The 22,465-nt window shown below is 72.0% G+C and carries 19 protein-coding genes; 4 read left to right on the top strand and 15 right to left on the bottom strand.

The window, feature by feature from the left end:
* Positions 1 to 30: 30 nt before the first annotated feature.
* The 5 genes from IEY98_RS08530 to IEY98_RS08510 all read right to left on the bottom strand — a co-directional run bounded on the left by IEY98_RS08530 (position 31) and on the right by IEY98_RS08510 (position 10,224).
* Positions 31 to 5,166 carry a ThuA domain-containing protein gene (locus IEY98_RS08530; RefSeq protein WP_189209660.1) on the bottom strand — a complete coding sequence of 1,712 codons (5,136 nt, stop codon included), beginning with the start codon at positions 5,164 to 5,166 and terminating at the stop codon, positions 31 to 33.
* A 191-nt stretch (positions 5,167 to 5,357) separates the two neighbouring features.
* Positions 5,358 to 6,545 (bottom strand): Gfo/Idh/MocA family protein, encoded by a 1,188-nt coding sequence (locus IEY98_RS08525; protein WP_229786684.1) that lies wholly within the window; start codon positions 6,543 to 6,545, stop codon positions 5,358 to 5,360.
* A 46-nt stretch (positions 6,546 to 6,591) separates the two neighbouring features.
* The gene (locus tag IEY98_RS08520; RefSeq protein ID WP_189209659.1) at positions 6,592 to 7,641 is read right to left on the bottom strand and encodes a substrate-binding domain-containing protein; all 1,050 of its coding nucleotides are present in this window, start codon (positions 7,639 to 7,641) and stop codon (positions 6,592 to 6,594) included.
* A gap of 49 nt (positions 7,642 to 7,690) precedes the next feature.
* Entirely contained in the window at positions 7,691 to 8,701 is a 1,011-nt protein-coding gene (locus IEY98_RS08515; protein ID WP_189209658.1) for an ABC transporter permease, read from the bottom strand.
* Positions 8,701 to 10,224 carry a sugar ABC transporter ATP-binding protein gene (locus tag IEY98_RS08510; protein ID WP_189210145.1) on the bottom strand — a complete coding sequence of 508 codons (1,524 nt, stop codon included), beginning with the start codon at positions 10,222 to 10,224 and terminating at the stop codon, positions 8,701 to 8,703. The genes IEY98_RS08515 and IEY98_RS08510 overlap by 1 nt, the downstream gene beginning before the upstream one ends.
* A gap of 360 nt (positions 10,225 to 10,584) precedes the next feature.
* On the opposite strand from IEY98_RS08510, the gene IEY98_RS08505 reads away from it, so the two are divergent.
* Complete coding sequence (locus tag IEY98_RS08505) at positions 10,585 to 10,842, top strand: hypothetical protein (protein ID WP_189209657.1); 258 nt, start codon at positions 10,585 to 10,587, stop codon at positions 10,840 to 10,842.
* On the opposite strand, the gene IEY98_RS08500 is transcribed toward IEY98_RS08505, so the two are convergent.
* The 5 genes from IEY98_RS08500 to fabI form a co-directional block, all read right to left on the bottom strand.
* The gene (locus IEY98_RS08500) at positions 10,826 to 11,971 is read right to left on the bottom strand and encodes an ROK family transcriptional regulator (RefSeq protein WP_189210144.1); all 1,146 of its coding nucleotides are present in this window, start codon (positions 11,969 to 11,971) and stop codon (positions 10,826 to 10,828) included. The genes IEY98_RS08505 and IEY98_RS08500 overlap by 17 nt on opposite strands.
* 156 nt (positions 11,972 to 12,127) lie before the next feature.
* Positions 12,128 to 13,165 carry a beta-ketoacyl-ACP synthase III gene (locus tag IEY98_RS08495; RefSeq protein WP_189209656.1) on the bottom strand — a complete coding sequence of 346 codons (1,038 nt, stop codon included), beginning with the start codon at positions 13,163 to 13,165 and terminating at the stop codon, positions 12,128 to 12,130.
* Complete coding sequence (locus IEY98_RS08490; RefSeq protein WP_189209655.1) at positions 13,162 to 13,710, bottom strand: flavin reductase family protein; 549 nt, start codon at positions 13,708 to 13,710, stop codon at positions 13,162 to 13,164. The genes IEY98_RS08495 and IEY98_RS08490 overlap by 4 nt, the downstream gene beginning before the upstream one ends.
* Complete coding sequence (locus IEY98_RS08485; protein ID WP_189209654.1) at positions 13,707 to 14,165, bottom strand: MaoC family dehydratase; 459 nt, start codon at positions 14,163 to 14,165, stop codon at positions 13,707 to 13,709. Before IEY98_RS08485 ends, IEY98_RS08490 begins: the two co-directional genes overlap by 4 nt.
* Complete coding sequence (fabI, locus tag IEY98_RS08480; protein ID WP_189209653.1) at positions 14,162 to 14,974, bottom strand: enoyl-ACP reductase FabI; 813 nt, start codon at positions 14,972 to 14,974, stop codon at positions 14,162 to 14,164. The genes IEY98_RS08485 and fabI overlap by 4 nt, the downstream gene beginning before the upstream one ends.
* A 230-nt stretch (positions 14,975 to 15,204) precedes the next feature.
* On the opposite strand from fabI, the gene IEY98_RS08475 reads away from it, so the two are divergent.
* On the top strand, positions 15,205 to 15,996 hold the full coding sequence (locus IEY98_RS08475; RefSeq protein WP_189209652.1) for an AfsR/SARP family transcriptional regulator: 792 nt from the start codon (positions 15,205 to 15,207) through the stop codon (positions 15,994 to 15,996).
* Between the two features lie 363 nt (positions 15,997 to 16,359).
* Here IEY98_RS08475 and IEY98_RS08470 read toward each other — a convergent pair whose 3' ends face one another.
* A complete protein-coding gene (locus tag IEY98_RS08470) occupies positions 16,360 to 16,809 on the bottom strand; it encodes a MarR family winged helix-turn-helix transcriptional regulator (protein WP_189209651.1) in 450 nt (149 codons plus the stop codon).
* Between the two features lie 83 nt (positions 16,810 to 16,892).
* On the opposite strand from IEY98_RS08470, the gene IEY98_RS08465 reads away from it, so the two are divergent.
* Positions 16,893 to 17,285, top strand: a complete 393-nt coding sequence (locus tag IEY98_RS08465) for a VOC family protein (RefSeq protein WP_189209650.1) — start codon at positions 16,893 to 16,895, stop codon at positions 17,283 to 17,285.
* Between the two features lie 28 nt (positions 17,286 to 17,313).
* Positions 17,314 to 17,655, top strand: a complete 342-nt coding sequence (locus tag IEY98_RS08460; protein WP_189209649.1) for a DUF1801 domain-containing protein — start codon at positions 17,314 to 17,316, stop codon at positions 17,653 to 17,655.
* Positions 17,656 to 17,717: 62 nt separating this feature from the next.
* Here IEY98_RS08460 and IEY98_RS08455 read toward each other — a convergent pair whose 3' ends face one another.
* From IEY98_RS08455 to IEY98_RS08440, 4 genes are read right to left on the bottom strand one after another with little or no spacing between them, the layout of a single operon-like run.
* Positions 17,718 to 19,088, bottom strand: coding sequence for an acetyl-CoA carboxylase biotin carboxylase subunit (locus IEY98_RS08455; RefSeq protein ID WP_189209648.1), 1,371 nt, complete (start codon positions 19,086 to 19,088; stop codon positions 17,718 to 17,720).
* A gap of 7 nt (positions 19,089 to 19,095) precedes the next feature.
* Positions 19,096 to 19,587: an acetyl-CoA carboxylase biotin carboxyl carrier protein gene (locus IEY98_RS08450; protein ID WP_189209647.1), complete on the bottom strand. Its 492-nt coding sequence runs from the start codon at positions 19,585 to 19,587 to the stop codon at positions 19,096 to 19,098.
* 3 nt (positions 19,588 to 19,590) lie between these two features.
* The gene (locus IEY98_RS08445) at positions 19,591 to 21,291 is read right to left on the bottom strand and encodes an acetyl-CoA carboxylase carboxyltransferase subunit alpha (RefSeq protein WP_189210143.1); all 1,701 of its coding nucleotides are present in this window, start codon (positions 21,289 to 21,291) and stop codon (positions 19,591 to 19,593) included.
* A gap of 5 nt (positions 21,292 to 21,296) precedes the next feature.
* A complete protein-coding gene (locus IEY98_RS08440; RefSeq protein WP_189209646.1) occupies positions 21,297 to 22,100 on the bottom strand; it encodes an AfsA-related hotdog domain-containing protein in 804 nt (267 codons plus the stop codon).
* Positions 22,101 to 22,465 lie beyond the last annotated feature (365 nt).

The following is a 22,465-nucleotide window of genomic DNA, read 5'->3' as shown; positions in this document are numbered from 1 at the left end:
AGCCGTCCGCTCCCCCCGACCCTGCCATGACTACCGGCGGCCGGACCTCCTGCCGTCGGCGGCGCCGGTCACGACGCCGATCACGTGGTCGGCGTCCCGAGTGAGGACCGCTCGAACCGCCTGGTCCGTTACCGTCGCCACCCGCTGCTTGAACTTCTCCAGCTCGCGCGCGGCCTTGCGGTCGTCGCCCCGGGCCTCGGCCTTGCGGGCCTTGGCGAGCTGCTTCGACAGGTCCTGGTACTCCACCGCGGAGATGCGGCCGGTGGCCAGGAACCGGTCGAGGAGCAGGCCCATGTCCCGCAGGGACGTGGTCGTGGCGAACGGGATTCGGCTGACGGTGCGGTTTCCCGCGTTGTCGACGGCCGTGACCACCAGCTCGTGCGTGCCCAGCGGCAGCGTGTGCAGCGCGACCAAATCGCCGGAGGCGAGCGCGGCGCCGTCGAGCCTGCCGGTGACCGAGCGCAGCCCGGAGGTCTCGTCCGCGCCGGACCAGGTGACCACCACGTCGGCGGAGTCGCCGTAGACCCGGCCCTCCGCCACGCCGGAGACCAGCAGGGTCGGCGCGGTGGCGTCGATCTTGATGGTCGCTGCCTTGTCGGTCTCGACGTTGCCCGCGGTGTCGCGGCTGCGGTAGAGCAGCGTGTGCTCGCCGTCGCCGGAGACCGGGACCGGTCCGGTGTAGGCCGTCCACGGGCCGCCGTCGAGGCTCCACTCCGTGCCCGCCACGCCGGAGACCTCGTCTGCGGCGCTCAGCGCCACCGAGACGTCGCCGTCGTTCCACTCCGGGCCCGCGCCCGCGGTCGTCAGCGGGGCGGTGGCGTCGACCTTGACCTCAAGGGTCCTGGTCTGCTCGACGTTGCCGGACGCGTCGGTCGAGCGGTACTCCACCGTGTGCACGCCCTCACCGAGCGCGAACGGGCCGGTGTAGGCCGTCCACTCCGCGCCGGTGCGGTACTCGGTGGCGCCGTCCTCGTTCGCGGTCAGCGTCACCGTGACCGGCGCGGCGGTGTGCCAGCCGGACGCGGCGGGCGCCGGGTCGGTCGTCGCCGTGGTGGTGGGCGCGGTGACGTCGAGTTCCTTGATGCGCACGTTGCGGAACCACACGTCGTCGCCGTTGCCGTGGTTCTGCAGGCCGATGTGCCCCTGGGTGAGGTCACGGGCCGGGTCGGTGCTGGTGAACTCGTTGATCAGCGCGCCGTTGAGGAACACCTTGATCGTCTGGCCGGTCACGGTGATCTCGTAGGCGTTCCACTGGCCCGCGGGCTTGAGCGCGGCGTCCCGTGCGGGGATGTCGGCGCTCTGGAAGGAGTAGACGGCGCCGGTCGTGCGGTCGGGCGCGTCGGTCGGGTCGATCTGGATCTCGTAGCCGGTGTCCACCGCGACCCACGGGTCGTCGCCCGGGTCGGGGAAGCCGATGAACACCCCGGAGTTGTCGTCCCCGGCCATCTTCCAGTCCATGCGCAGGCTGTAGGCGGTGAACTCCTCCGGGAACCAGAGCAGGCCCATGCCGCCGACGGACCGCATCGAGCAGTTCTCCTGCGCGAAGGAGCCCGGCCCGGCCATCCGCCATCCCTCAAGGGACTCCGCGGTGCCGTTGTAGAGGCTGCGGTAGCCCTCCTCCGGCGTCTGCGGCTGGCAGGAGCGCACGAGGGTGCCGTCGAAGGTGATCGTGTCCACGTCGAACAGCGGGCCGTCGCCGCCGCGGAACACGAAGTACAGCCGGTGCGCGCCGCCCGGGTCGGTCACCGGGGCGGGCGGCAGCGTGGCGTAGCTGCGCCAGCCGCCGGTGTTGCCCACCGTGACGGTCTGCAGCAGCTCGCCGTCCGGCGCGTCGGCGCGGACCTCGATGACGCCGCCCGCGGTGTCGGACGCGACCCGGTACCCGATGCCGGTCACCTGCGACAGGTCCATCCCGTCGAAGGCGATCCAGTCACCGTTGTGCACATCGCCAACCTGTCGACCGTCCTGGGCCGCCGCATCCTCGATCATGCTGATTCCGGCGGCCTCGTCGAACGACTCAGCGGGCAGCGACGTGCGCGGGGCGACGTCGCCGGTCTCGAAGCGGATCTCGTCGACGTCGAACAGCCCGCCCGTGCCCGAGCCCTTGAACACCAGGTACAGCGGGTGCGTGCCGCCCGGGTCGGTGATCGGCGCGACCGGGATGTCGGCGTAGGTGTCCCAGCCGCCGGTGTTGCCCACCGAGACCGACTGCACCAGCGGGCCGTCGGGCGAGCCGGAGCGCACCTCCATGATCCCGCCCGCGCCGCCGGAGGACACCCGGTAGCCGATGCCGCCGACCCCGGCGAGGTTCACCGGGTCGAACATGATCCAGTCGCCGTTGTCGATGTAGCCGACGCGCTTGTTGCCCGCCGCGCCGCCCGCCTCGACGACCTGGACCCCGGTGTGCGTGGTGAAGAACTCCGCCTGCTTGGTCTTGGGCTGCAGGACGATCTCGTCGGAGCCGGTGAGCGGCGCCGCGCCGGAGTCGCCGCCGCCGTCGGTGTAGGAGGCGTTGATGACGCCGAAGATGTTGGCGTCCGCGCCGTGGCCGCCGTCGGACGGCGTGGCGATCGTGCCCTCGCAGCCGGTCTCCCGCGACAGCGGGTGGCCGTGGCTGTCGTGGCCGAGGATGTACTCCACGGTCACCTTCGAGCAGTCGATCTCCCCGTCCTCGGGGTCGGTCACGGTCACCGAGAACGGCACCTCGTCGCCGAAGGAGAACACCGTGCCGTCGGCGGGCGCGTTGATCTTCACCGTGGGCGCCGTGTTGCCCACGTTGATCACCACGCTGGCCGAGCCGGTGAGCCCGGTCGGGTCGGTGACCGACAGCTTGGCGCTGTACTGGCCGATGGCGTCGTAGGTGTGCGTCACCGGACCGGCCTCGGTCGAGTCGGTCGTGCCGTCGCCGTCGAGGTCCCAGGCGTAGGTCAGCTCGTGACCGTCCTCGTCGGACGTGCCCGCCGGGTCGAAGGTCACCGTCAGCGGCGCGGGGCCGCTGGTCTTGTCGGCGCTCAGCTGGGCGACCGGGGTGTGGTTGCCCCGGGTGTAGTCGATGCGGTAGACGGCCGAGTCCGGCGCGCCGCCGAAGTAGCCGCTGCCGTAGTCGAGCACGTACAGCGAGCCGTCGGGGCCGAACTCCAGGTTCATCGGCCGGGTCAGCTGCATGGAGTCGAAGAACGGCGCGATGGCGCCGCGCTCCCCCTCCGGGCCGACGTCGATGGTCTTGATCCAGCCGCGGTCCCACTCGTAGGCGAAGTTCTTGCCGTCGTAGAACTCGGGGAACTTCGTGACCGTCTCGTTCGCCGGGTCGAAGTGGTAGGTCGGGCCGCCCATCGGCGACTCGCCGCCGGTGCCGAACTCCGGCACCGAACCGCCGTCGTAGGGGATCCAGGCAGGCTGGGCAGGCGGCAGGTCGACCAGGCCGGTGTTGTTCGGGCTGGTGTTCTTCGGGGCAGCGCAGTCGAACGGCTGCCCGGAGGTCCCGGTGGCGAAGTCGTAGTCCACGAACGGCTGGTTGTCACCGACGCAGTACGGCCACCCGAAGTTGCCCGGGCCCTTCACCAGGTTGAACTCGACGGTGCCGCCGGGGCCGCGGGCGGGGTTCGGCGACCCGGCGTCCGGGCCGTAGTCGCCCAGGTGGATCCACCCGGTCGCCTTGTCCACGGCGAACCGGAACGGGTTGCGGAAGCCCATGGCGTAGATCTCGGGCCGGGTCTTCTCCGTGCCGGGCGCGAACAGGTTGCCGTCCGGGACGGTGTAGCCGCCGTCCTCCTGCACCTTGATGCGCAGGATCTTGCCGCGCAGGTCGTTGGTGTTGCCCGAGGTGCGCTGCGCGTCGTAGGCCGGGTTGCGGGTCGCGCGCTCGTCGATCGGGGTGTAGCCGTCGGAGGCGAACGGGTTGCTGTCGTCGCCGGTGGACAGGTACAGGTTGCCCTGCGCGTCGAAGTCGATCTCGCCGCCCGCGTGGCAGCAGATGCCGCGGTCGGCGGGCACCTGCAGGATCTGCTGCTCGCTGGCGACGTCCAGGACGCCCTCGGTGCTCAGCTTGAACCGGGAGAGCAGGTTGTGGCCCTTGAACGGCGCGAAGTCCGCCGCGGTGCCGTCGGTGGGCGCGTCGCCTGCCGGGGTGTCCAGCGGCGGGGCGTAGTAGAGGTACACCCAGCGGTTGGTCTCGAAGTCGGGGTCGACGGCGACGCCCTGCAGGCCGTCCTCGTCGTGGTTGTAGACCGGGATGCGCCCGGCCAGCGTGGTCGTGGCCTCGGGGGTGGTCAGCCAGACGCGGCCGTCGCGGGAGGTGTGCAGGACCTTGCGGTCGGGCAGCACGGCCAGCGCGATCGGCTCGCCGGTCTTCTCCTCGCCGCGGGCCAGGGTCACCTGGTCGAAGTCGGCGTCGGTCGGCGGGGCGTCCGGGTCGGGGGCGCAGTCGGCCGCGGCCAGGCCCGCGGCGTAGCGGATGCCGCCGAGCAGGTGCGCGCGGAAGTCGGCGTCGGCGTAGGACTCCTTGGTGTGGCCCATGCCGGTGTACCAGGAGCGGCCCTCGCCCATCCCGTGGCACCACACGATCGGGTGGTCGCCGCTGGGGTCCGTCGGGGTGTAGCTGGTCTCGTCCAGCGCGGCGAGGACCTTCACCCGGCCGCGCGGGTTGGACTGGTAGCTGTACCACTCGTCGGTGCGGGTCCAGGTGTCCGGCAGGTGCGCGGTCGAGGCGTGGTCGTGGTCCTCGACCAGCACGTCGGCTTCCTGGATGTGCGGGTGGGACTTGAAGTAGGAGCCGACGAGCTCGCCGTACCACGGCCAGGTGTACTCGGTGTCGGCCGCGGCGTGCACGCCCGCGTACCCGCCGCCGCCCTCGATGTAGCGCTCGAAGGCCGCCTGCTGCTCGTCGTTCAGCACGTCGCCGGTCGTGGACAGCCAGATGACGGCGGCGTACTTCGCCAGGTTCTCGTCGGTGAACGCGGCAGCGTCCTCGGTAGCCTCGACCTCGATGCCGTTCTCGGCGCCGAGCTCGGTGATGGCGGCGACGCCGTCGGGGATGGAGTCGTGGCGGAACCCGGCGGTCTTGGAGAAGACCAGCACGTGGGCGCCGTGGGCCGATGCCGGGGCCGCGGTGAGCACCAACCCGCTCAGCCCTGTGGCGAAAGCGAGCGCGGCTATGCCCGCCCGCAACGGTTGACTGCGACTTCTCTTGCCTCGCACAGGTACGATCTCCTCGTTCTCCGGTGAATCTCATGCGCCGGTCCTGTTGTCCGGCGGGGATCGCGACACCACTGGTGGGAACGCCGGGAAGGGCTTCGACTCCTTTCCGTCCTCTGCCGCAGCCCCCGGCCCGCACGCCGGGGGCTGCGGCGCCCCGAGGGTCAGCTGACCGCCGCCCCCGTCATCTCCGCCCGGCCGTTGCCCGACGGGCCGGCCGTCCCGACGGGAGTCCACACCGAACCGGCGGCCGCGCTGTCCTCCACCGCCGCGAGCACCCGCTGCACCTGCAGCCCCTCGGCGAACCCGGGCGCGGGATCGCTCCCGGTCGCGATCGCCTCCAGCAGGTCGGAGACCTCGTGGGTGAAGGTGTGCTCGTAGCCGAGCAGGTGGCCCGGCGGCCACCACGCGCCGACGTACGGGTGCTCGGGCTCGGTCACCAGGATCCGGCGGAACCCGGCCTCGGCGCCCGCGTCGTCGCCGTCGAAGAACCGCAGCTCGTTCATGGACTCGAAGTCGAACGCGATGCTGCCCCGGCTGCCGTTGATCTCCAGCCGCATCGCGTTCTTGCGCCCGAGCGCGTACCGGGTGGCCTCGAAGGAGCCGATGGCGCCGCCGGAGAAGCGGGCGAGGAACAGCGCGGCGTCGTCCACGGTCACCTCGCCGCTGCCCTCGTCCGACGGGCGGTTGCGGACGAACGTCTCCGAGATCGCCGAGACGCCGCTGACGTTCTGGCCGGTGACCCACTGGGCGGCGTCGACGATGTGCGCGCCGAGGTCGCCGAGGGAGCCCGAGCCCGCCTTGTCCTTGCGCAGCCGCCAGGTCATCGGCGCGGTCTCGTCGGAGAGCCAGTCCTGCAGGTACACCGCGCGCACGTGCCGGATGTCGCCGAGCCGCCCCTCGGCCACCAGCCGCCGCGCCAGGCCGAGCGCGGGGACCCGGCGGTAGTTGAACGCCACCATCGACCGCACGCCCTTGGCCGCGGCCGCCTCCGCCGCGGCGGCCATCGCCTCGGCCTCGGCGACGGAGTTGGCCAGCGGCTTCTCGCACAGCACGTGCTTGCCCGCGGCCAGCGCGGCCAGCGCGATCTCGGCGTGGGTGTCCCCCGGCGTGCAGATGTCGACCAGCTGCACGTCCTCCCGCGCGACCGCCGCCCGCCAGTCGGTCTCCACCGCCGCCCAGCCCAGTCTGGCCGCCGCGTCCCGGGTCCGGGCCGCGTCCCGGCCGCACAGCACCGCCAGCCGAGGCGTCAGCGCCACCGGGAAGAACCGGTGCACGCTGCGCCACGCCTGGGAGTGCACGGCGCCCATGAACGCGTGCCCGATCATCCCGACGCCGATTTCCCCTACCATCCCTCGCCCTCCGTCACTGTCTCGCGCACTCCGACGTTCGGTCTGCTTAGGAATCGAAGCCCACGTCCATGTACTGGTCGACGTTCTCCTTGGTGACCACCGCGGAATACGTGGTGATGGACGCGGGGACCTCGTGCTCGGCGAGGTCGCCCAGCCCCTTGCTCTGGCCCAGCAGGCGGGCCAGCGCGATCGCCGACGACGCCATCGAGGGGCTGTAGAGCACGGTCGCCTTGACCACGCCGGAGTCGGCCTTGATCAGGTCCATCATGTTCTTCGAGCCCGCGCCGCCGACCATGATGAACTCGCTGCGGCTGGCGCTGTCGATCGCGGCCAGCACGCCGATGCCCTGGTCGTCGTCGTGGTTCCACAGCGCGTCCAGCTTGGGCGCGCCCTGCAGCAGGTTCGCCGTCTGCTGCTCGCCGGACTCCGGGGTGAACTGCGCCGACACCCTCGGCCCGACCTTGAAGCCGTGCCCGGCCAGCGCGTCGGCGAAGCCCTTGCTGCGCTGCTGGGTCAGCGGCAGCGAGTCGATGCCCGCGACCTCGCCGATCACCGGGTTGGCGATGTTCTTGGCCTTCATCTGCTGGCCGATGTAGTTGCCCGCGTTGACGCCCATGCGGTAGTTGTCGCCGCCGATCCAGGTCCGGTACGCGAGCGCGGTGTCGAACACCCGGTCCACGTTGATCACGGGGATGCCCGCGTCCATCGCCTGCTTGCCCACGGCGGTGAGCGCCTTGCCGTCGAAGGGCAGGATCACCAGCACGTCGACGGCCTCGTTGATCAGCGTCTCGACCTGGGCGATCTGCTGGTTGACGTCGTTGGTGCCCTCGGTGGCCTTGAAGGTGACCTCGGAGAACTGCTCGGCCTGGGCGCGGGCGTTCTTCGTCATGGCCGCCATCCAGCCGTGGTCGGCGGCGGGGGCGGAGAAGCCGATGGTCACGGGCGCGCCGGGGGCGCTGTTCTCCCCCGTCTGGCCCGCGACGGCGGCGGTGTTCGTGCTGCCGGGCGCCTCGTTGGAGGTGCAGCCGACCAGGACCGCGGACGCGCCGACGGCGGTGGAGCCCCACAGGAACTTGCGGCGGTCGAATGAGGGCATGGCGAATCTCCAGCGGTGTGTGCGGGTGGAGTGGATGGTGCGGGGAAGGTCAGGTCTTGTCGGCGTTGCGCCGGGAGGTCGTGCGCTGCAGCAGCACCGCGGCGACGATGATCACGCCCTTGGCGATGTTCTGGATGTCGGTGTCGAGGTTGTTCTGGGTGAAGATGCTGTTGAGCACGGTGAAGATCAGGACGCCGATCAGCGTGCCGATCAGCGTGCCGCGCCCGCCGCTGAGCAGCGTGCCGCCGATGACGACCGCGGCGATCGCGTCCAGCTCGTAGAACAGGCCGTTGGTGGACGCGCCGGAGGTGGTGCGGGCGATGACCATGATCGCGGCGATGCCGCAGCAGAGCCCGGCGATGCCGTAGACCAGCGCGGTGTGCCGCTTGACGTCGATGCCCGCGAGCCGGGCGGCCTCGGCGTTGCCGCCGACGGCGAAGGTGCGCCTGCCGAAGGTGGTGCGGTTGAGCAGGACCCACCCGACGGCGAACACCAGCGCCAGCATCCAGATCAGGATCGGCACGCCGAGGAAGTCGCCGCGGAAGAAGTCGGTGAACCCGGTCTCGCTGACGACCTGCGTGCGCCGCCCGGAGATCCGCTCGGCCAGGCCGCGCGCGGAGGCGTACATCGCCAGGGTCGCGATGAACGGGACTATCTTCCCGTAGGAGATCAGGACCCCGTTGACCATGCCGCAGGCGAGCCCGACGAGCAGCGCGCACAGCACCATCACGACCGGGCCGTAGGCCTGGGTGGCCAGCGTGGTCGCCCAGACGCTGGCCAGCGCGACGATCGAGCCGACCGACAGGTCGATGCCGCCGCTGATGATCACGAACGTCATGCCGACGCTGACCACGCCGATGGCGGCGGCCAAGCGCAGCATGGTGGAGATGTTGGCCTCGGTGAGGAAGCTCTCCGGTCGGGTGACGTACCCGACGACGCACAGGAGGACCAACACGCCCAGCAGCCCGGCCAGCCGCAGGTCGAGCCTGCTCGCGGACTTGGTCGGCGCCAGGGGCGCGGGGGTCTCCGCCCGCACCGCCGTCTGCTCCGGCGCGGCCATCAGATCGCCTCCTCGGGGTCGAGGGCATGCGCGCTGCCTGTCATGACATGCCCTTCCATGACACAGTCGAGAACCGCGGCCTCGGTGAGGTCGTCGGCGGGTCGGTCGGCGACCACGTGGCCCTCGCGCAGCACCAGCACCCGGTCGGCGAGGCCGAGCACCTCGGGCACCTCGCTGGACACCAGGACCACGGCGACGCCGGACGCGGCCAGTTCGCGGATGAGCCGGTAGAGCTCGGCGCGCGCGCCGACGTCGACGCCCCGGGTCGGCTCGTCCAGCAGCAGGACCCGGCAGCCGTGCACCAGCCAGCGGGCCACGACGGCCTTCTGCTGGTTGCCGCCGGAGAAGGTGCCGACCAGCCTGCGCGGGTCGGCGGGGCGCAGCTCGAGGCGCTCCAGGGTCGCCTTGGCGTCGCGGTGCTCGCGCGCGCGGTCGAGGTAACCGGCGGTGCTGTAGGCGGGCAGGCTCGCCAGGGTCACGTTGTGCGCCAGCGGCAGGTCGAGCAGCAGGGCCTGGCTCTTGCGCTCCTCGGGCGCCAGGCCGACGCCCGCGCGGACAGCGGCGCCGACGCTGCCGGGCCGCAGCCGCTTGCCGTCGACGGTGACCGTGCCCTTGTCGGGCCTGCGGGCGCCCGCGATCGTCTCCAGGATCTCGCTGCGGCCCGCGCCGACCAGGCCCGCGATGCCGACGATCTCCCCGGCGTGCACGGTGAAGCCCACGTCGGCGAACTCGCCCCTGCGGCTGAGTCCTTCCACCCGCAGCACCTCGGTGGTGGGGTCCACAGTGGTCTCATCGCGGTGCGGGAACACGGTCTCGACCTTGCGGCCGGACATCAGGTCGACCAGCTCGGCGGTGGGCGTGTCGGCGGGCAGGCCGGTGGCGACCGTGCGGCCGTCCTTGATCACGGTGACCCGGCTGCCGATGCGGCGGATCTCCTCGAGGCGGTGGGAGATGTAGACGATGGCGACGCCGTCGGCGGTCAGCTCGGCGACGATGCGGAAGAGGTTGTCCACCTCGTCGGAGGCCAGCGCGGCGGTGGGCTCGTCCATGACGATCAGCCGGGCGTCGTGGGCCAGGGCGCGGGCCATGGAGACCAGCTGCTGGCCCGCGGCCGAGAGGGTGCCGACCTCGCGGTCGGGGTGGATCTCCGGGTGGCCGAGCCTGCGCATGAGGGCCGCGGTCGCGGTGCGCGCCGCGGCCTTGCGCGCGAAGCCGAACCGGGCGGGCTCGTGGCCGAGGAAGATGTTCTCCGCGACCGAGACGCCGGGCACCAGGTCCAGCTCCTGGTACATGGTGGCCACCCCCAGCCGCAGCGCCGCGACCGGCGACGACAGCCGGACCGGCTCGCCCTGCCACCGGATCTCGCCCTCGTCGGGCTGGTGGGCCCCGGCCAGCACCTTGATCAGGGTCGACTTCCCCGCGCCGTTCTGGCCCAGCAGGCAGTGCACCTCCCCGGGCTCGACCACCAGGTCGACCCCGTCGAGCGCGCGCACGCCGGGGAAGCTCTTGCCGATCCCCGTCATCGCCAGCAGCAAATCGGCCTCCTCCTGGTGGCTGACCTCACAGGCGGCAGCCTGATTCACCAGCGATATCGCTCGCAATAGTCCGAAGAGAGCAGCGTTCCGGCGCAACTTTTGCTGATGATCAGCAAAAGTGTGCGCCTAACAGCCGAAACCTGTCTTTCACATTGCCGAATCCTCGCCGATGGCGAGTTTGTGACAGTCACTTCTGTGCCACGCAACCATCGGCTGCGACCGAGGGGAGGTCACTGTCGAAGGAGGCCACAGGGCGCGCGAGCGAGGACTTGGTGCAGACGGGCGCTGGCGAAGGCGTGGCCGGTGTGGCGCCGGTGCACGGTGACCCTGAGCCGTGGCGGTGGTCCGGTGAACCTGGCGGAGTTGCCGGACGAGCGCTCGCGGCTGCCCGAGGACCCCGGCGCGGCGGCGCGGTTCGACGCGGTGCGCGCCCGGCTGCGGGCGGGCAGGCGGTCCCGGTGTCAGACACATGACCTGGACTACACGCCCCACGTCCTGGGCGGGATCGACGTGCCGCATGTGCGGCCCGGTCAGCGGGTGACGGTGTCCGTCGAGGCCCAGCGGTCCACCGGCGACTGGGCGGTGCACCTCACGCCGGGCTCATGAAGGCGCGCTCGGTCGCCGACCAGGCAGCGCCGATGACGCCCGCGTCGTCGCCGAGTTCGGAGAGGACGATGGGGAGGTTGCCGGTGGCCAGCGGGAGCGAGCGCCGGTAGACCGCGCTGCGGACCTCGGCGAGCAGGGCGTGGCCGAGCCGGGAGACGCCGCCGCCGATGACGACCATCCCGGGGTTGAGGAAGCTGACCAGCGAGGCGACGACCTGCCCCAGCCTGCGCCCGCCCTCGCGGACCAGGCTGGCCGCGGCGAAGTCGCCGGACGCGGCCGCGGTGCCGACGTCGCGCGCGGTGAGCGAGCCGGTGGCGGCCAGGGTCTCGGCCAGCACGGGCGAGCGGCCGGTGCGGGCGAGGGTCAGGCCGTCGCGGGCCAGGGCCGCGCCGCCGAAGTACGCCTCGAGGCAGCCGACCTCCCCGCACGCGCAGGGCGGGCCGAAGTCGTCGAGCCGCACGTGCCCGATGTCGCCCGCGGTGCCAGCGACGCCGCGGTAGACCCGTCCGCCGAGGACGATGCCGCAGCCGATGCCGGTGCCCACCTTGACGAAGATCAGGTCGTCCAGGCTGCGCGCCACCCCGGCGTGCCGCTCGCCGAGCGCCATGACGTTGACGTCGTTGTCCACGGTGACCGGACATCCGAGCGCGCTCGCCAGCTCGTCGCGCACCGGATAGCGGTCCCACCCGGGCATGATCGGCGGCGCGACCGGCATGCCGTCCCGGAAGCTGACCGGCCCGGGAAGCCCGATCCCCGCCCCGATGAGCCGCCCCGGCGCCCGCGCTGCGGTGCGCGCGGCCAGCTCGCGGGCGCGCCGCAACACCTCGACGGGCCCGAGCCGGACGTCGCACTCCTCGCTCGCGGAGGCCAACACCTCGCACCGCCCGTCTGTGACGGCCGCGGTGATGGAGGTCGCCCCCACGTCGATCCCGATCACCCGCAGGTCATCCGCGAGGTGCACCAGCGTGGACCGCCGCCCGCCCCGACTCGCGGCCGGACCCCCGACCTCCACGAGCCCGTCGTCGATCAGCCTGCCCAACTCCGCGGCCAACCGAGCCCGGGGCAACTCCAACCGCTCCCCGAGCGCCACCCTCGACAACGCGCCCTCGTCCCGCAGCACCCCCAGCATGCGCCCCTGCTCCCGCGACCCCGCCCGCGGCGCCTGTCCGTCCACGCCCACCTCCCGTGCCGCTTATTGAACACCGGCACAGCAGCCGGATGGGAGGATCCGCCGTTCGGGTTGATGAACGGGCGCCGTTGCCTGCCGCGGCGAGGAGTCGCGTGGCTACACCGCCACCGCGCTGACCGGACGCGGCAGGACCGTCATGTGGGCGGTCAAAGCGGGCCAGACCAACGTCGTGGCGCCCCAGGTCAGACCGCCGCCGAACGCCGTCAGCAGGAGGCGTTCGCCCGCGTGGAGTTCGCCGTCCACCGACGCCTCCGCGAGCAGGACGCCGATCGAGGCCGCCGCCGTGTTGCCCATGTGGTCCACATTGGACACGGTCTGCGCGGGCACGAGGCCGAGGCGTTCGCCGACGGCGACCGAGATGCGGTTGTTGGCCTGGTGCGGGACGAATTTGTCCACATCGGCCATCGACAGCCCGGCCTTGACCATCGCCTCCTGCGCCGAGGCCGCCATGCGCTCCACCGCGTGCCGGTACACCTCGCGGCCGCGCATCTGGAAGAAGTGGTCCTCCGGCGGCGCGAGCGTGCCCGCCGAGCGCTGGCGGGAGCCGCCCGCCGGGATCTGGATCAGGTCCGACAGGCTGCCGTCGCTGCCCAGCACGATCGGGCCGACCGCACCCGGCTCGTCCGGGGAGCCCGCGCGCAGCACGACCGCGCCCGCGCCGTCGGCGAAGATCACCGCGGTGCTGCGGTCCTGCGGGTCGAGGATGGTCGAGAACGCCTCCGCGCCGATCATCAGCACGGTCTGGGCGTTGCCCGCGGCGATGAGGCCCACCGCGCTGGCCAGGCCGTACAGGAAGCCGGTGCAGACGGCGTTGACGTCGTGCGCGGAGACACCCGTCATGCCCAGCCGGGTCGCCACCTCCGGCGCGGTCGCCGGGCACAGCCGGTCGGGCGTGGTCGTGGCGACGACGACCGCGTCCACCCGATCGATGCCCGCCGAGCGCAGGGCCAGCTCGCCCGCGGCGACGGCCAGGTCGCCGGTGGACATCCCGGGGTCGACCCAGCGCCGGGACGCGATGCCGGTCCGCGAGCGGATCCACTCGTCGGAGGTGTCGAGGTAGCCAGCGAGGTCGTCGTTGGTGACGACGCGCGGCGGGATGGCGGCGCCCACCCCGGTCACGACGGCGGCGGTCATCGGGCGGCTCCCATGGGTTCCTCCTCAAGGGCGTACGGGTGGGCCTGCCGCTCCGGCAGGCTGCGCAGATCCCCGTCGTGCAGTTGTCCGGCGAAGCTGAGCAGCGGCGGCCCGTCCCCGGGGACGCCGGTGACGACCTCGGCGACGACCAGGTGGTGGTCGCCCGCGAGCGTGACCGACCGGACCTCGCAGCCCAGCCGCGCCAGCGAGCCGTCGATGAGCGGCGCGCCGCTGAACCCGTCGGGCAGCCAGTCGACGCAGTCGAACTGGACCAGGCCGAGCGGGCGGCGCGGGTCGGCGAACCAGCCCGCCAGCCTGGCCTGCCCCGCGCCGAGGATGTTGACCGCGAAGCGCGCGCCGGGCGTGCCGACGAGCTCGCCGAAGCGGGAGCCGGTGCCGAGGCAGATCGCCAGCAGCAGCGGGTCGCGCGACACGGCGCTCACCGAGCTGACGGTGGCCCCGTGGGCGTGCTCGCCGTCGCGGTAGGTCAGCACGGCGACGCCGGAGGCGAGCTTGCGCAGCGCGGCCCTGGCCTGGGGGATCATGCCGCCTCCGCGTGGTACAGGAAAATCATCTCGGCGGTGAGGGCAGCGCCCTCGGCGGACTCGACCTCGACGGAGACGCCGAGGGTCACCTCGGTGTAGCCCTTGGGCCTTGGCCGGACCCCGGTCAACCGGACCGCGCCCCGCACCCGCGAGCCGACGGGCACCGGCTTGCCGAGGCGCACCTTGTCGAAGCCCTTGTTGATGATCAGGTCAGCGCCGTCGACGGCGAAGGTGTCGGTGACCATCGCGGGCAGCATCGACAGCGTCAGCATCCCGTGCGCGATCGGCCCGCCGAACGGGCCGTCCGCGGCGCGCACCGGGTCCACGTGGATCCACTGGAAGTCGCGGGTCGCCTCGGCGAACTGGTCGACGACCTCCTGCGTCAGCGGGTACCAGTCCGACACGCCCAGCTCGCGGCCCGCGTGGGACTCCAGCTCGCTCAGCGGGATGCTCATCGGACCGCGGCTATCTCGTGCTGCTGCTCGGGCGCGGCCGCCGCGGCGGGCACGGTCCCGCCGACGGCGTGCACGCCGCCGTCGACGTGGATGACCTCGCCGGTCACCGCGGGCAGCCAGTCCGACCAGAGCGCGCAGACCGCGCGGCCGACGGGCGTGGCGTCCTCCTCGTCCCAGCCCAGCGGGGCCCGCTCGCGCCAGACGGTCTCGAACACCCCGAAGCTCTTGATCGCGTTCGCCGCGATCGTGCGCAGCGGGCCGGAGGCGATGAGGTTCACCCGGATGCCCTGCGGGCCGAGCGCGTGGGCGAGGTAGCGGTTGGCGCTCTCCAGGCCCGCCTTCGCCACGCCCATCCAGTCGTAGCCCGGCCAGACGACGCTGGCGTCGAAGTCGAGGCCGACGATCGAGCCGCCGGGCATCAGCGGGGCGAACGCCCTGGCCAGCGCCGCGTAGGAGTAGGTCGACACGTGCAGCGCGGTGGCGACGTGCTCCCACTCGGCGGTGAGGAAGCCGCCGTCGAGGGCGTCACCGGGGGCGTAGGCGATGGAGTGCAGGATGCCGTCGAGGCCGCCCCACTTCTCCTCGATCCGCCGCACGGCCGCGGTGATGTGGTCGGGCTGGGTGACGTCGAGCTCCAGCACCTCGGCGCCGAGGTCGTCGCCGAGCCGCTGGGTGATCCGCAGTCCTCGGCCGAACCCGGTCAGCGTGACCTGCGCGCCCTGCTCGATCGCCAGCCGCGCCGCGGCGTAGGCGATGGACTTGGTCGACACCACGCCGGTGACGAGCAATCGCTTTCCGTGAAGGAACATCGCTACCTCATCGGGGTTGACGGTTCGGCACGGCACCGATGCTCAACGTCCGGCCTGACGGGGAGTTGATGCCGGACTGACCAGGGCGGACACATCGGCCCAAACCTCGCGCACCGCACCGGCGAATCCGTTTACCATCGGGATACGCCTTGCATCAGAGTCCTGATACATGGAAGCATTCGAAGGTACCAGCGGTCCGGCCGTCGCCCGACCAGCCACAGGAGTTGACCATGCTGACCTACCGAATCCTCGGTCCGATCGAGGTTCAGGCAGAGGGGGAACCCGTCGAGATCAACGGGACGTTCCAGCGCACGCTGCTGGCCGCCCTGCTGGTCAACCACGACCGCCTGGTCCTGACCGACTCGCTCATCGGGGAGCTGTGGGAACACAACCCCCCGCGCAACGCGGAGAACGCGTTACAGGCGCATATCAGCCGGTTGCGCAGGCGGCTGCGGTCCGTCGACCCGGACGAGACCGCGCCCCGGTTCCTGAGCATGCCGTCGGGATACCGCCTCTGCCTCAACGACGACACCTTCGACGCCGACATCTTCACCCACGCCCTGCTGGACGTGCGGGCGAACACGGCGCTGAGCCCGTACGAGATGATCACCAAGCTGCGCGACGCCCTGACGCTGTGGCGCGGCCCGACCTTCGGCGGCAACCTCGGCGGCTTCATCTGCCAGGCAGCGGCCGTGCGCTACAAGGAGTACCGCGCCGCGGCGCTGGAGCGGCTGTTCGAGGCGGAGCTGAAGATCGGCCGCCACAACGAGATCGTCGCCGAACTGAGCGAACTGGTGGAGAGCGAGTCGCTGAACGAGCGGCTGTGCCAGCAACTCATGGTCGCCCTCTACCGAGGCGGCCGCCAGCGCGACGCGCTCGCGGCGTACCAGCGCATGCGCAACCGCCTCATGGACGAACTGGGCGTGGAGCCGTCCCCGGTGCTGCAGAAGTGCCAGATGGCCATCCTCGCCCACGACCCCGCCCTCCAACCCCGACCGGTCCCGGCCCACACCAACTCCTGACCCACCCCCGCCGACGAGCGCCAACGCTCGTCGGCGGCGTTCTTCCGGACCGACGCCCTCCCAGAAGTCGGCCCCAGGCGAACCCCGCCCGATGAGCAGGCGGCGGCATTCCCTCGCCGAAAGCAGGCCCTCCGGCACGACGGCCGCCGACGGGCCCGCGGCGACACCTCCCCGCCTCCGACAACACGGCCCCGCCCGAGCCCACAACGGCGCTCCTTCGCCGAAGCAGGCCCATCGCGCCCTGGCACGGGCGGTTCACCGGGTCGCCCGCAGCACTTCGTGCCCGACCATGTCGAGCGTGACCCGATGAGTCGGCTCGCCTTCCGCACCGAAACGGACCGGCGAGCCACCACGCCGCCCGGCCTACTTCCCCTCCGCGTCCCGCCACCCCCGTTGGCGGCGGACCAACTGGTGGAAGGCCTCCTTGAAGGCCGCGTACGCCTCCCCTCCCATCTCCTCGCGGTGGCGGTTCTCGATGGCGGCCAGGATGGCGCGGGCCTTGGTGATCTCGTCGATCCCGTGCTCGGTGGGGACGACGAGTTTCGCGCGGCGGTCGGCCGGGTCGGGGGCGCGGCGGACGTAGCCGAGTTTCTCCAGTTCGTCGACGATCGTGCCGACGATCTGCTTGTGCTGGCCGGAGCGCTGGGCCAGGTCTGTCGCGCGGGCGCCCTCGGGGTCCAGGTAGGCCAGCACGGCGCCGTGGCGGGGGCGCACGTCCGGGTGGCCCTGCTCGGCGAGGGTGTCGAAGAGTTCCTGTTGCAGGGAGAACAGCAGCTTGCCTGCGAGCATGGCCAGGTCGGGCTCGCGGGTCATGGGCGGCTCCAATTAGTCACGATCCTTGACTATCAACACCCATGACTATAGCCTCGGTTCCAGTGATCGCGAAAGGAACCCCCATGACCACGCAGCTGTTCGTCAACCTCCCCGTGCGCGACCTGGCCGCCGCGAAGGGCTTCTTCACCGCGCTCGGCTTCGCCTTCAACCCGATGTTCGCCGACGAGAACATGGAGGCCATGGTCGTCAACGACCACACATCCGTCCTGCTCCTCACCGAGCCCTACTTCAAGTCCTTCACGAACAAGGACATCGCCGAGGCGGGCGCCGAGGTGGTCCTGGCCGTCGGCGCCGAGAGCCGCGAGCGGGTCGACGAGCTGGCCGACGCCGCCGTCGCCGCGGGCGGCCAGGCCGCAGGCGAGCCCACCGACCTCGGCTTCCTCTACCGCCGCGCCTTCACCGACCTCGACGGACACCTCTGGGAGGCCATGCACATGGCCATGCCCGCCAACTGAACCGGAAACCGCCTGAACGGAGACCGCCATGACCGTCGACGAGTACATCGAGACGCGCGTAGCGCCCGCCCACCGGCCCACCGTGGCCATCCTTCGCGAGCTGATGAAGCAGCACGCCCCCGACGCCCAGGAGGTGATCGCCTATGGGTCCCTCGCCTGGCGGGGCGCCAAGAACCTGGCGATCGTCAGCGCCGCCAAGACGCACATCACCTTCGCCTTCGACCGCGGCGCCGAGTTCACCGACGCCCACGGCCTGCTCGACGGCGTCGGCAAGAAGACGAGGCACGTCAAGCTCAAGAAGCCCGACGACATCGACCGCGCCGCGCTGGGCGACTACATCACGCAGGCCGTCGAGCTGGACAGGCAGTGAAGAAGACCAGGGCGCGGGAGAGACTCCCGCGCCCTGGCCACCCATGATTCCGGCGATCGGATTCACTCCACAGGCGCCTCCCGCAGGGTCCCGGACTCGGTCAGGAACCGGTCGACGAAATCGAGCCGGTGCGTGCCAGCGCGGAACGTCGCGTGGGACATGAGCTCACGGTGGAAGCCGATGGTCGTCGACACACCGGCGCAGTCGAACTCGGCGAGGGCGCGGTCCATGCGGGCCAGCGCCTCCTCGCGCGAGTCGGCGTGCACGATCACCTTCGCCAGCAGGGAGTCGTAGTACGGCGGGATCTTGTACCCCGGGAACCCGTGCGTGTCCACGCGCACCCCGGGCCCGGCGGGCGGGACGAACCGCTCCAGGCGGCCGAAGGAGCCCGCCCAGTCCCGGGCGGCGTCCTCGGAGTTGATCCGGCACTCGATCGCGTGGCCGGACAGCGCGATGTCGTCCTGGGTGAACGCCAATCGCTCGCCCGATGCCACCCGGATCATCCACGCCACCAGGTCGATGCCGCTGCGGACCTCGGTCACCGGGTGCTCGACCTGGATGCGGCTGTTCATCTCCATGAAGTAGAACTCGTCGCCCGCGACCAGGAACTCCACCGTCCCGGCGCTGCGGTACCCGGCCGCGGCCGCGCCGGTCACCGCGGCGGCGCAGATCTCCGCGCGCATCGACTCGCTGAGCACGGTGGACGGCGACTCCTCCACCAGCTTCTGCTGGCGGCGCTGGATCGAGCAGTCGCGCTCGCCCAGGTGGACGATGGTGCCGTGGTTGTCGCCGAGGACCTGGACCTCCACGTGCCGGGCGCCCGTCACGAACCGCTCCAGGTAGACCCGGTCGTCGAGGAAGATCGTGCGCGCCGTCTGCTGCACCTCGGCGAGCGCGGCGGGCAGGTCGTCGGCGCGGTGGACGACCTGCATCCCCTTGCCGCCGCCCCCGGCGGCGGCCTTGAGGATGACCGGGTAGCCCACGGCCGCGGCGCGCTCCAGCGCCTCGGTCGCGCCCGACAGCGGCTCCTCGCTGCCCGAGGGCAGCGGCAGCCCGGCGGCGGCCATGGCCCGGCGGGCGTTGGTCTTGTCGCCCATCGCGGTGATGACGTCCGGCGGCGGGCCGATGAAGGTGATGCCCAGGTCCTGGCACACGGACGCGAACTGGGCGTCCTCGGACAGGAACCCGTAGCCGGGGTGCACGGCGTCGGCCCCGGTCTTCTCCGCGGCGTGGATCAGCGCGGGCACGTTCAGGTAGCTGCGCGGCGACGGGCCCGGCCCGACGCACACGGCCTCGTCGGCCAGGGCGACGGCCCGGGAGTCGCGGTCGGCGGCGGAGTAGGCGATGACGCTGGGGATGCCCAGCTCGCGGCAGGCCCGGATGACCCGGACGGCGATCTCGCCGCGGTTGCAGACCAGGATCTTGTCGACCATGTCCGCCTCACGCCGGGTCGATGCGGAACAGCGGCTGCCCGAACTCGACGACGTCGCCGTCGGCCGGGTACACCGCCCCGATGACGCCGGGCCGGTCGGCGACGACCTCGTTGAGCATCTTCATGGCCTCGACGATGGCCACCTGCTGCCCGGTCTCGACCCGGTCGCCCACCTCGACGTACGGGGCCTTGCCCGGCCCGGGCTGGCGGTAGAACACGCCGACGAGCGGGGCGGTCAGGTCGTGGCCGAGCGCCACCGCGTCGGCGACGGGCTCCGGCGCGGGCGCGGCGGCGGCCACCACGGTCGTCTCGGCCGTGGGCGCCTCGACCTCCCACTGGATGTCGCCGACGGTCACCGCGATCCGGGCAGCGCCGGTGCGGCGCAGGATCTCCGCGAGTTGCCCCGCCCCGGCGAGCGCGGCGGCGACCTCGTCGGTCTGCGCGGTGCGCCGGTTCAGCCGGGGGACCTCGCTGAGCTGGGCCGCGTCCAGAGGTGACATGATCTACAGCCTTTCGGTGTCGGCGTCGGCGAAGGTGCCCGCCGAGCGCAGCCTGCGGTACCTGCGGTCCAGCAGCTCCGCGAGCGGGACCTGCCGCAGCGGGGCCAGTTCCGCGCTCAGCGCGGCGCGCACGGCCGCGAACGTCGCCTCGTGGTCGGTGTGCGCGCCGCCGGGCGGCTCGGGCACGATCCGGTCGGCCACGCCCGCGGCGTGCAGGTGCGCCGCGGTCAGCCGCAACGCCTCGGCGGCCTCCGGCGCGCGGCCCGCGTCCTTGAACAGGATGGACGCGCACCCCTCCGGGCTGATCACGGAGTAGATCGTGTTCTCCAGCATGACCAGCCGGTCGGCGACACCGAGCGCGAGCGCGCCGCCGCTGCCGCCCTCGCCCACCACGATGGACACGACCGGCGTGCGCAGCCCGGCCAGCAGCGCGAGGTTGTCGGCGATGGCGCCGCTCTGGTTCTCCTGCTCGGCGCGGATGCCGGGGTAGGCCCCGGGGGTGTCCACGAACGTCACCAGCGGCGCGCCGACCCGCTCGGCGAGCCGCATCAGCCGGGCGGCCTTGCGGTAGCCGGAGGGGTGCGGCATCCCGAAGTTCCGGGCGACGCCCTCGGCGGTCCCCCTGCCCTTGCGGTGCCCGATGGCGACGACGGCGGCCCCGTCGAACAGGGCCAGTCCGCCCACGACGGACGGATCGTCCTCCTTGGACCGGTCGCCGCGCAGTTCGAGGAAGTCGTCGAACACCCCGGCGGCGTACTCGGCGAAGTGCGGCCTGCGACCTTCCCTCGCCAGCCGAACCACGTCCCACGCGCTCCCGGCGGGAGCACCGGAGACGGGGGTTCCCGCAGTGTGGGCGGTGTCGGACGGCTCGGGCGGGGACGTCGCCGCGGCGTGCCAGCGCAGGACGCGCGCGATGGTCAGGCGGAGTTCGGCGCGGCCGACGACGGCGTCGATGTGGCCGTTCTCCAGGAGGAACTCGGCGGTCTGGAAGCCGGGCGGGAGCTTCTGCCGGATGGTCTGCTCGATGACCGTCGGCCCGGCGAAGCCCGCGCGGGCGCCGCGCTCGGCGATGATGATGTCGCCCAGGCTGGCGAACGACGCGCTCACGCCGCCGTAGACCGGGTCGCACAGGACGGACACGTACGGCACGCCAGCGTCGGACAGCCTGCGGAGGGCGGCGGCGGTCTTGGCCATCTGCAGCAGGGAGAACACGCCCTCCTGCATGCGCGCGCCGCCGGAGGCCGAGCAGACGACCAGCGGGGTCCGCGTGGCCAGCGCGTGCTCGGCAGCGCGGCTGACCTTCTCGCCCACGACCGCGCCCATGCTGCCGCCCATGAAGCCGAAGTCCAGCACGCACAGCACGACCGGGTGGCCCAGCACCGAGCCGACGCCCCACACCGCGGCGTCCTGGCGGCCGGTCTTGCGGGCGGCGTCGCGCACCCGGGCCGGGTACGGCTTGCTGTCGACGAACTCCAGCGGGTCCAGCGGGCGCAGGTCGGCGTCGTGCTCGGTGAAGGTGTCCACCAGCAGGTCGACGCGCTCGCCCGCGGTCAGCGGGTAGTGGTGGCCGCACTCGGGGCAGGTGTTCTGGTGCCGCGCGAGCCGGTCGCGGTGCGCGCCTGCCCGGCAGCCGGGGCACTTGACCCAGGTCCCGGCGGGGACGTCGCGGATGCGCGCGCGGATCTCCTCGGCGCGGCTGAGCATGTCGGTCATGACGCGGTGGTGGGGACGCGCTCGCCGCGCAGGGCCACCGGGGCCGCGCAGACGCGGGGCGGGACGTCCGGCTCGGCCGACGCGGCGGCCTTGGCGGCCAGCATGGCCTCCTGCCGGGTCAGCGAGCGGGTCCGCACGATCTGGTACTCCGCGCGCACCCGCGCCCGGGTCTGCCCGCCCTGGCTGATGAGCACCTCGGCGCTGTAGTCCTGCCGGGCGGGCTTGGAGGTGTCCAGCCGGGTCAGCGCGCACTCCAGGTCCACGCCCAGCGGGAACACGTAGCCCTCGAAGCCCGCGGCCAGCGAGCACAGCACGAAGGAGTGGGCGTCGCCGTCGACGACGAGCTCGTGGTTGGCCAGGTGCATGAGCTGGCGGGCCGCCTCGATCAGGACCATGCCCGCGACGTGCTGGCCGGTCACGTGGTCGAGGACCAGTTCGTTCATGTCGGACAGGTTCAGCCGCGCGGCCAGCCGCGACGGGCCCCTGCGGCGGGCGTCGGCCAGCATCACGTTCTCCTGGCTGCGCTTGTGCACCAGGTCGGCGGGCACGACGACCGGGACCGCGGGCAGGTGGAACCCGCTCAGCAGCCCCCGCCTGGCCAGCTCCGCGGCCACGACCTCCCAGTCGGACGCGTCCACGCCCTGACCGGCGCCGAGCCGCACGGGATGGGGCAGATCGTCATATAAACCACCGCGGATGTTTCCGATGAACCGGTTGACGGTGGCCACGCCGTCGTTGGCGGCGAAGGCCGAGAAGCGCTCCCCGACAAGGTGGATCGTTGGCCTGTGCTGCACGTCCATGTCTGCGGTCCCCTCGTGTTAAACCTCTGCGCTGTATCAGGATACGAACTTGTCTTCGTATGGCTGAGTCCCATCAGAATGATGACCACGCTGCGTACCCGAAGTCAAGCACGTCCAGACCGCGCTCCGAGCCCCCACATACGTTGTCGGACAAGGCTTTTACTATCGTTAGCGCCTGGACAAAGCGCTGACAAACCACTGAATGACAGCCATCCGACAGCCGACTGACGCTACCCCGTTCGGCGGCACCCTCGGGTAGCCGCTAACGTCGTGGACGCGCGCAGCGATAGGACCGCGGTCATGGCGGAGACAGGGAATCGTCGGACGATAGGCCCGACGGCCGGTAATCGGGGGCGCCTGCGCCG

Source organism: Actinokineospora fastidiosa, from assembly GCF_014648415.1.
Classification (GTDB): domain Bacteria; phylum Actinomycetota; class Actinomycetes; order Mycobacteriales; family Pseudonocardiaceae; genus Actinokineospora; species Actinokineospora fastidiosa.
This window is presented reverse-complemented; position numbering and strand designations above follow the sequence as displayed.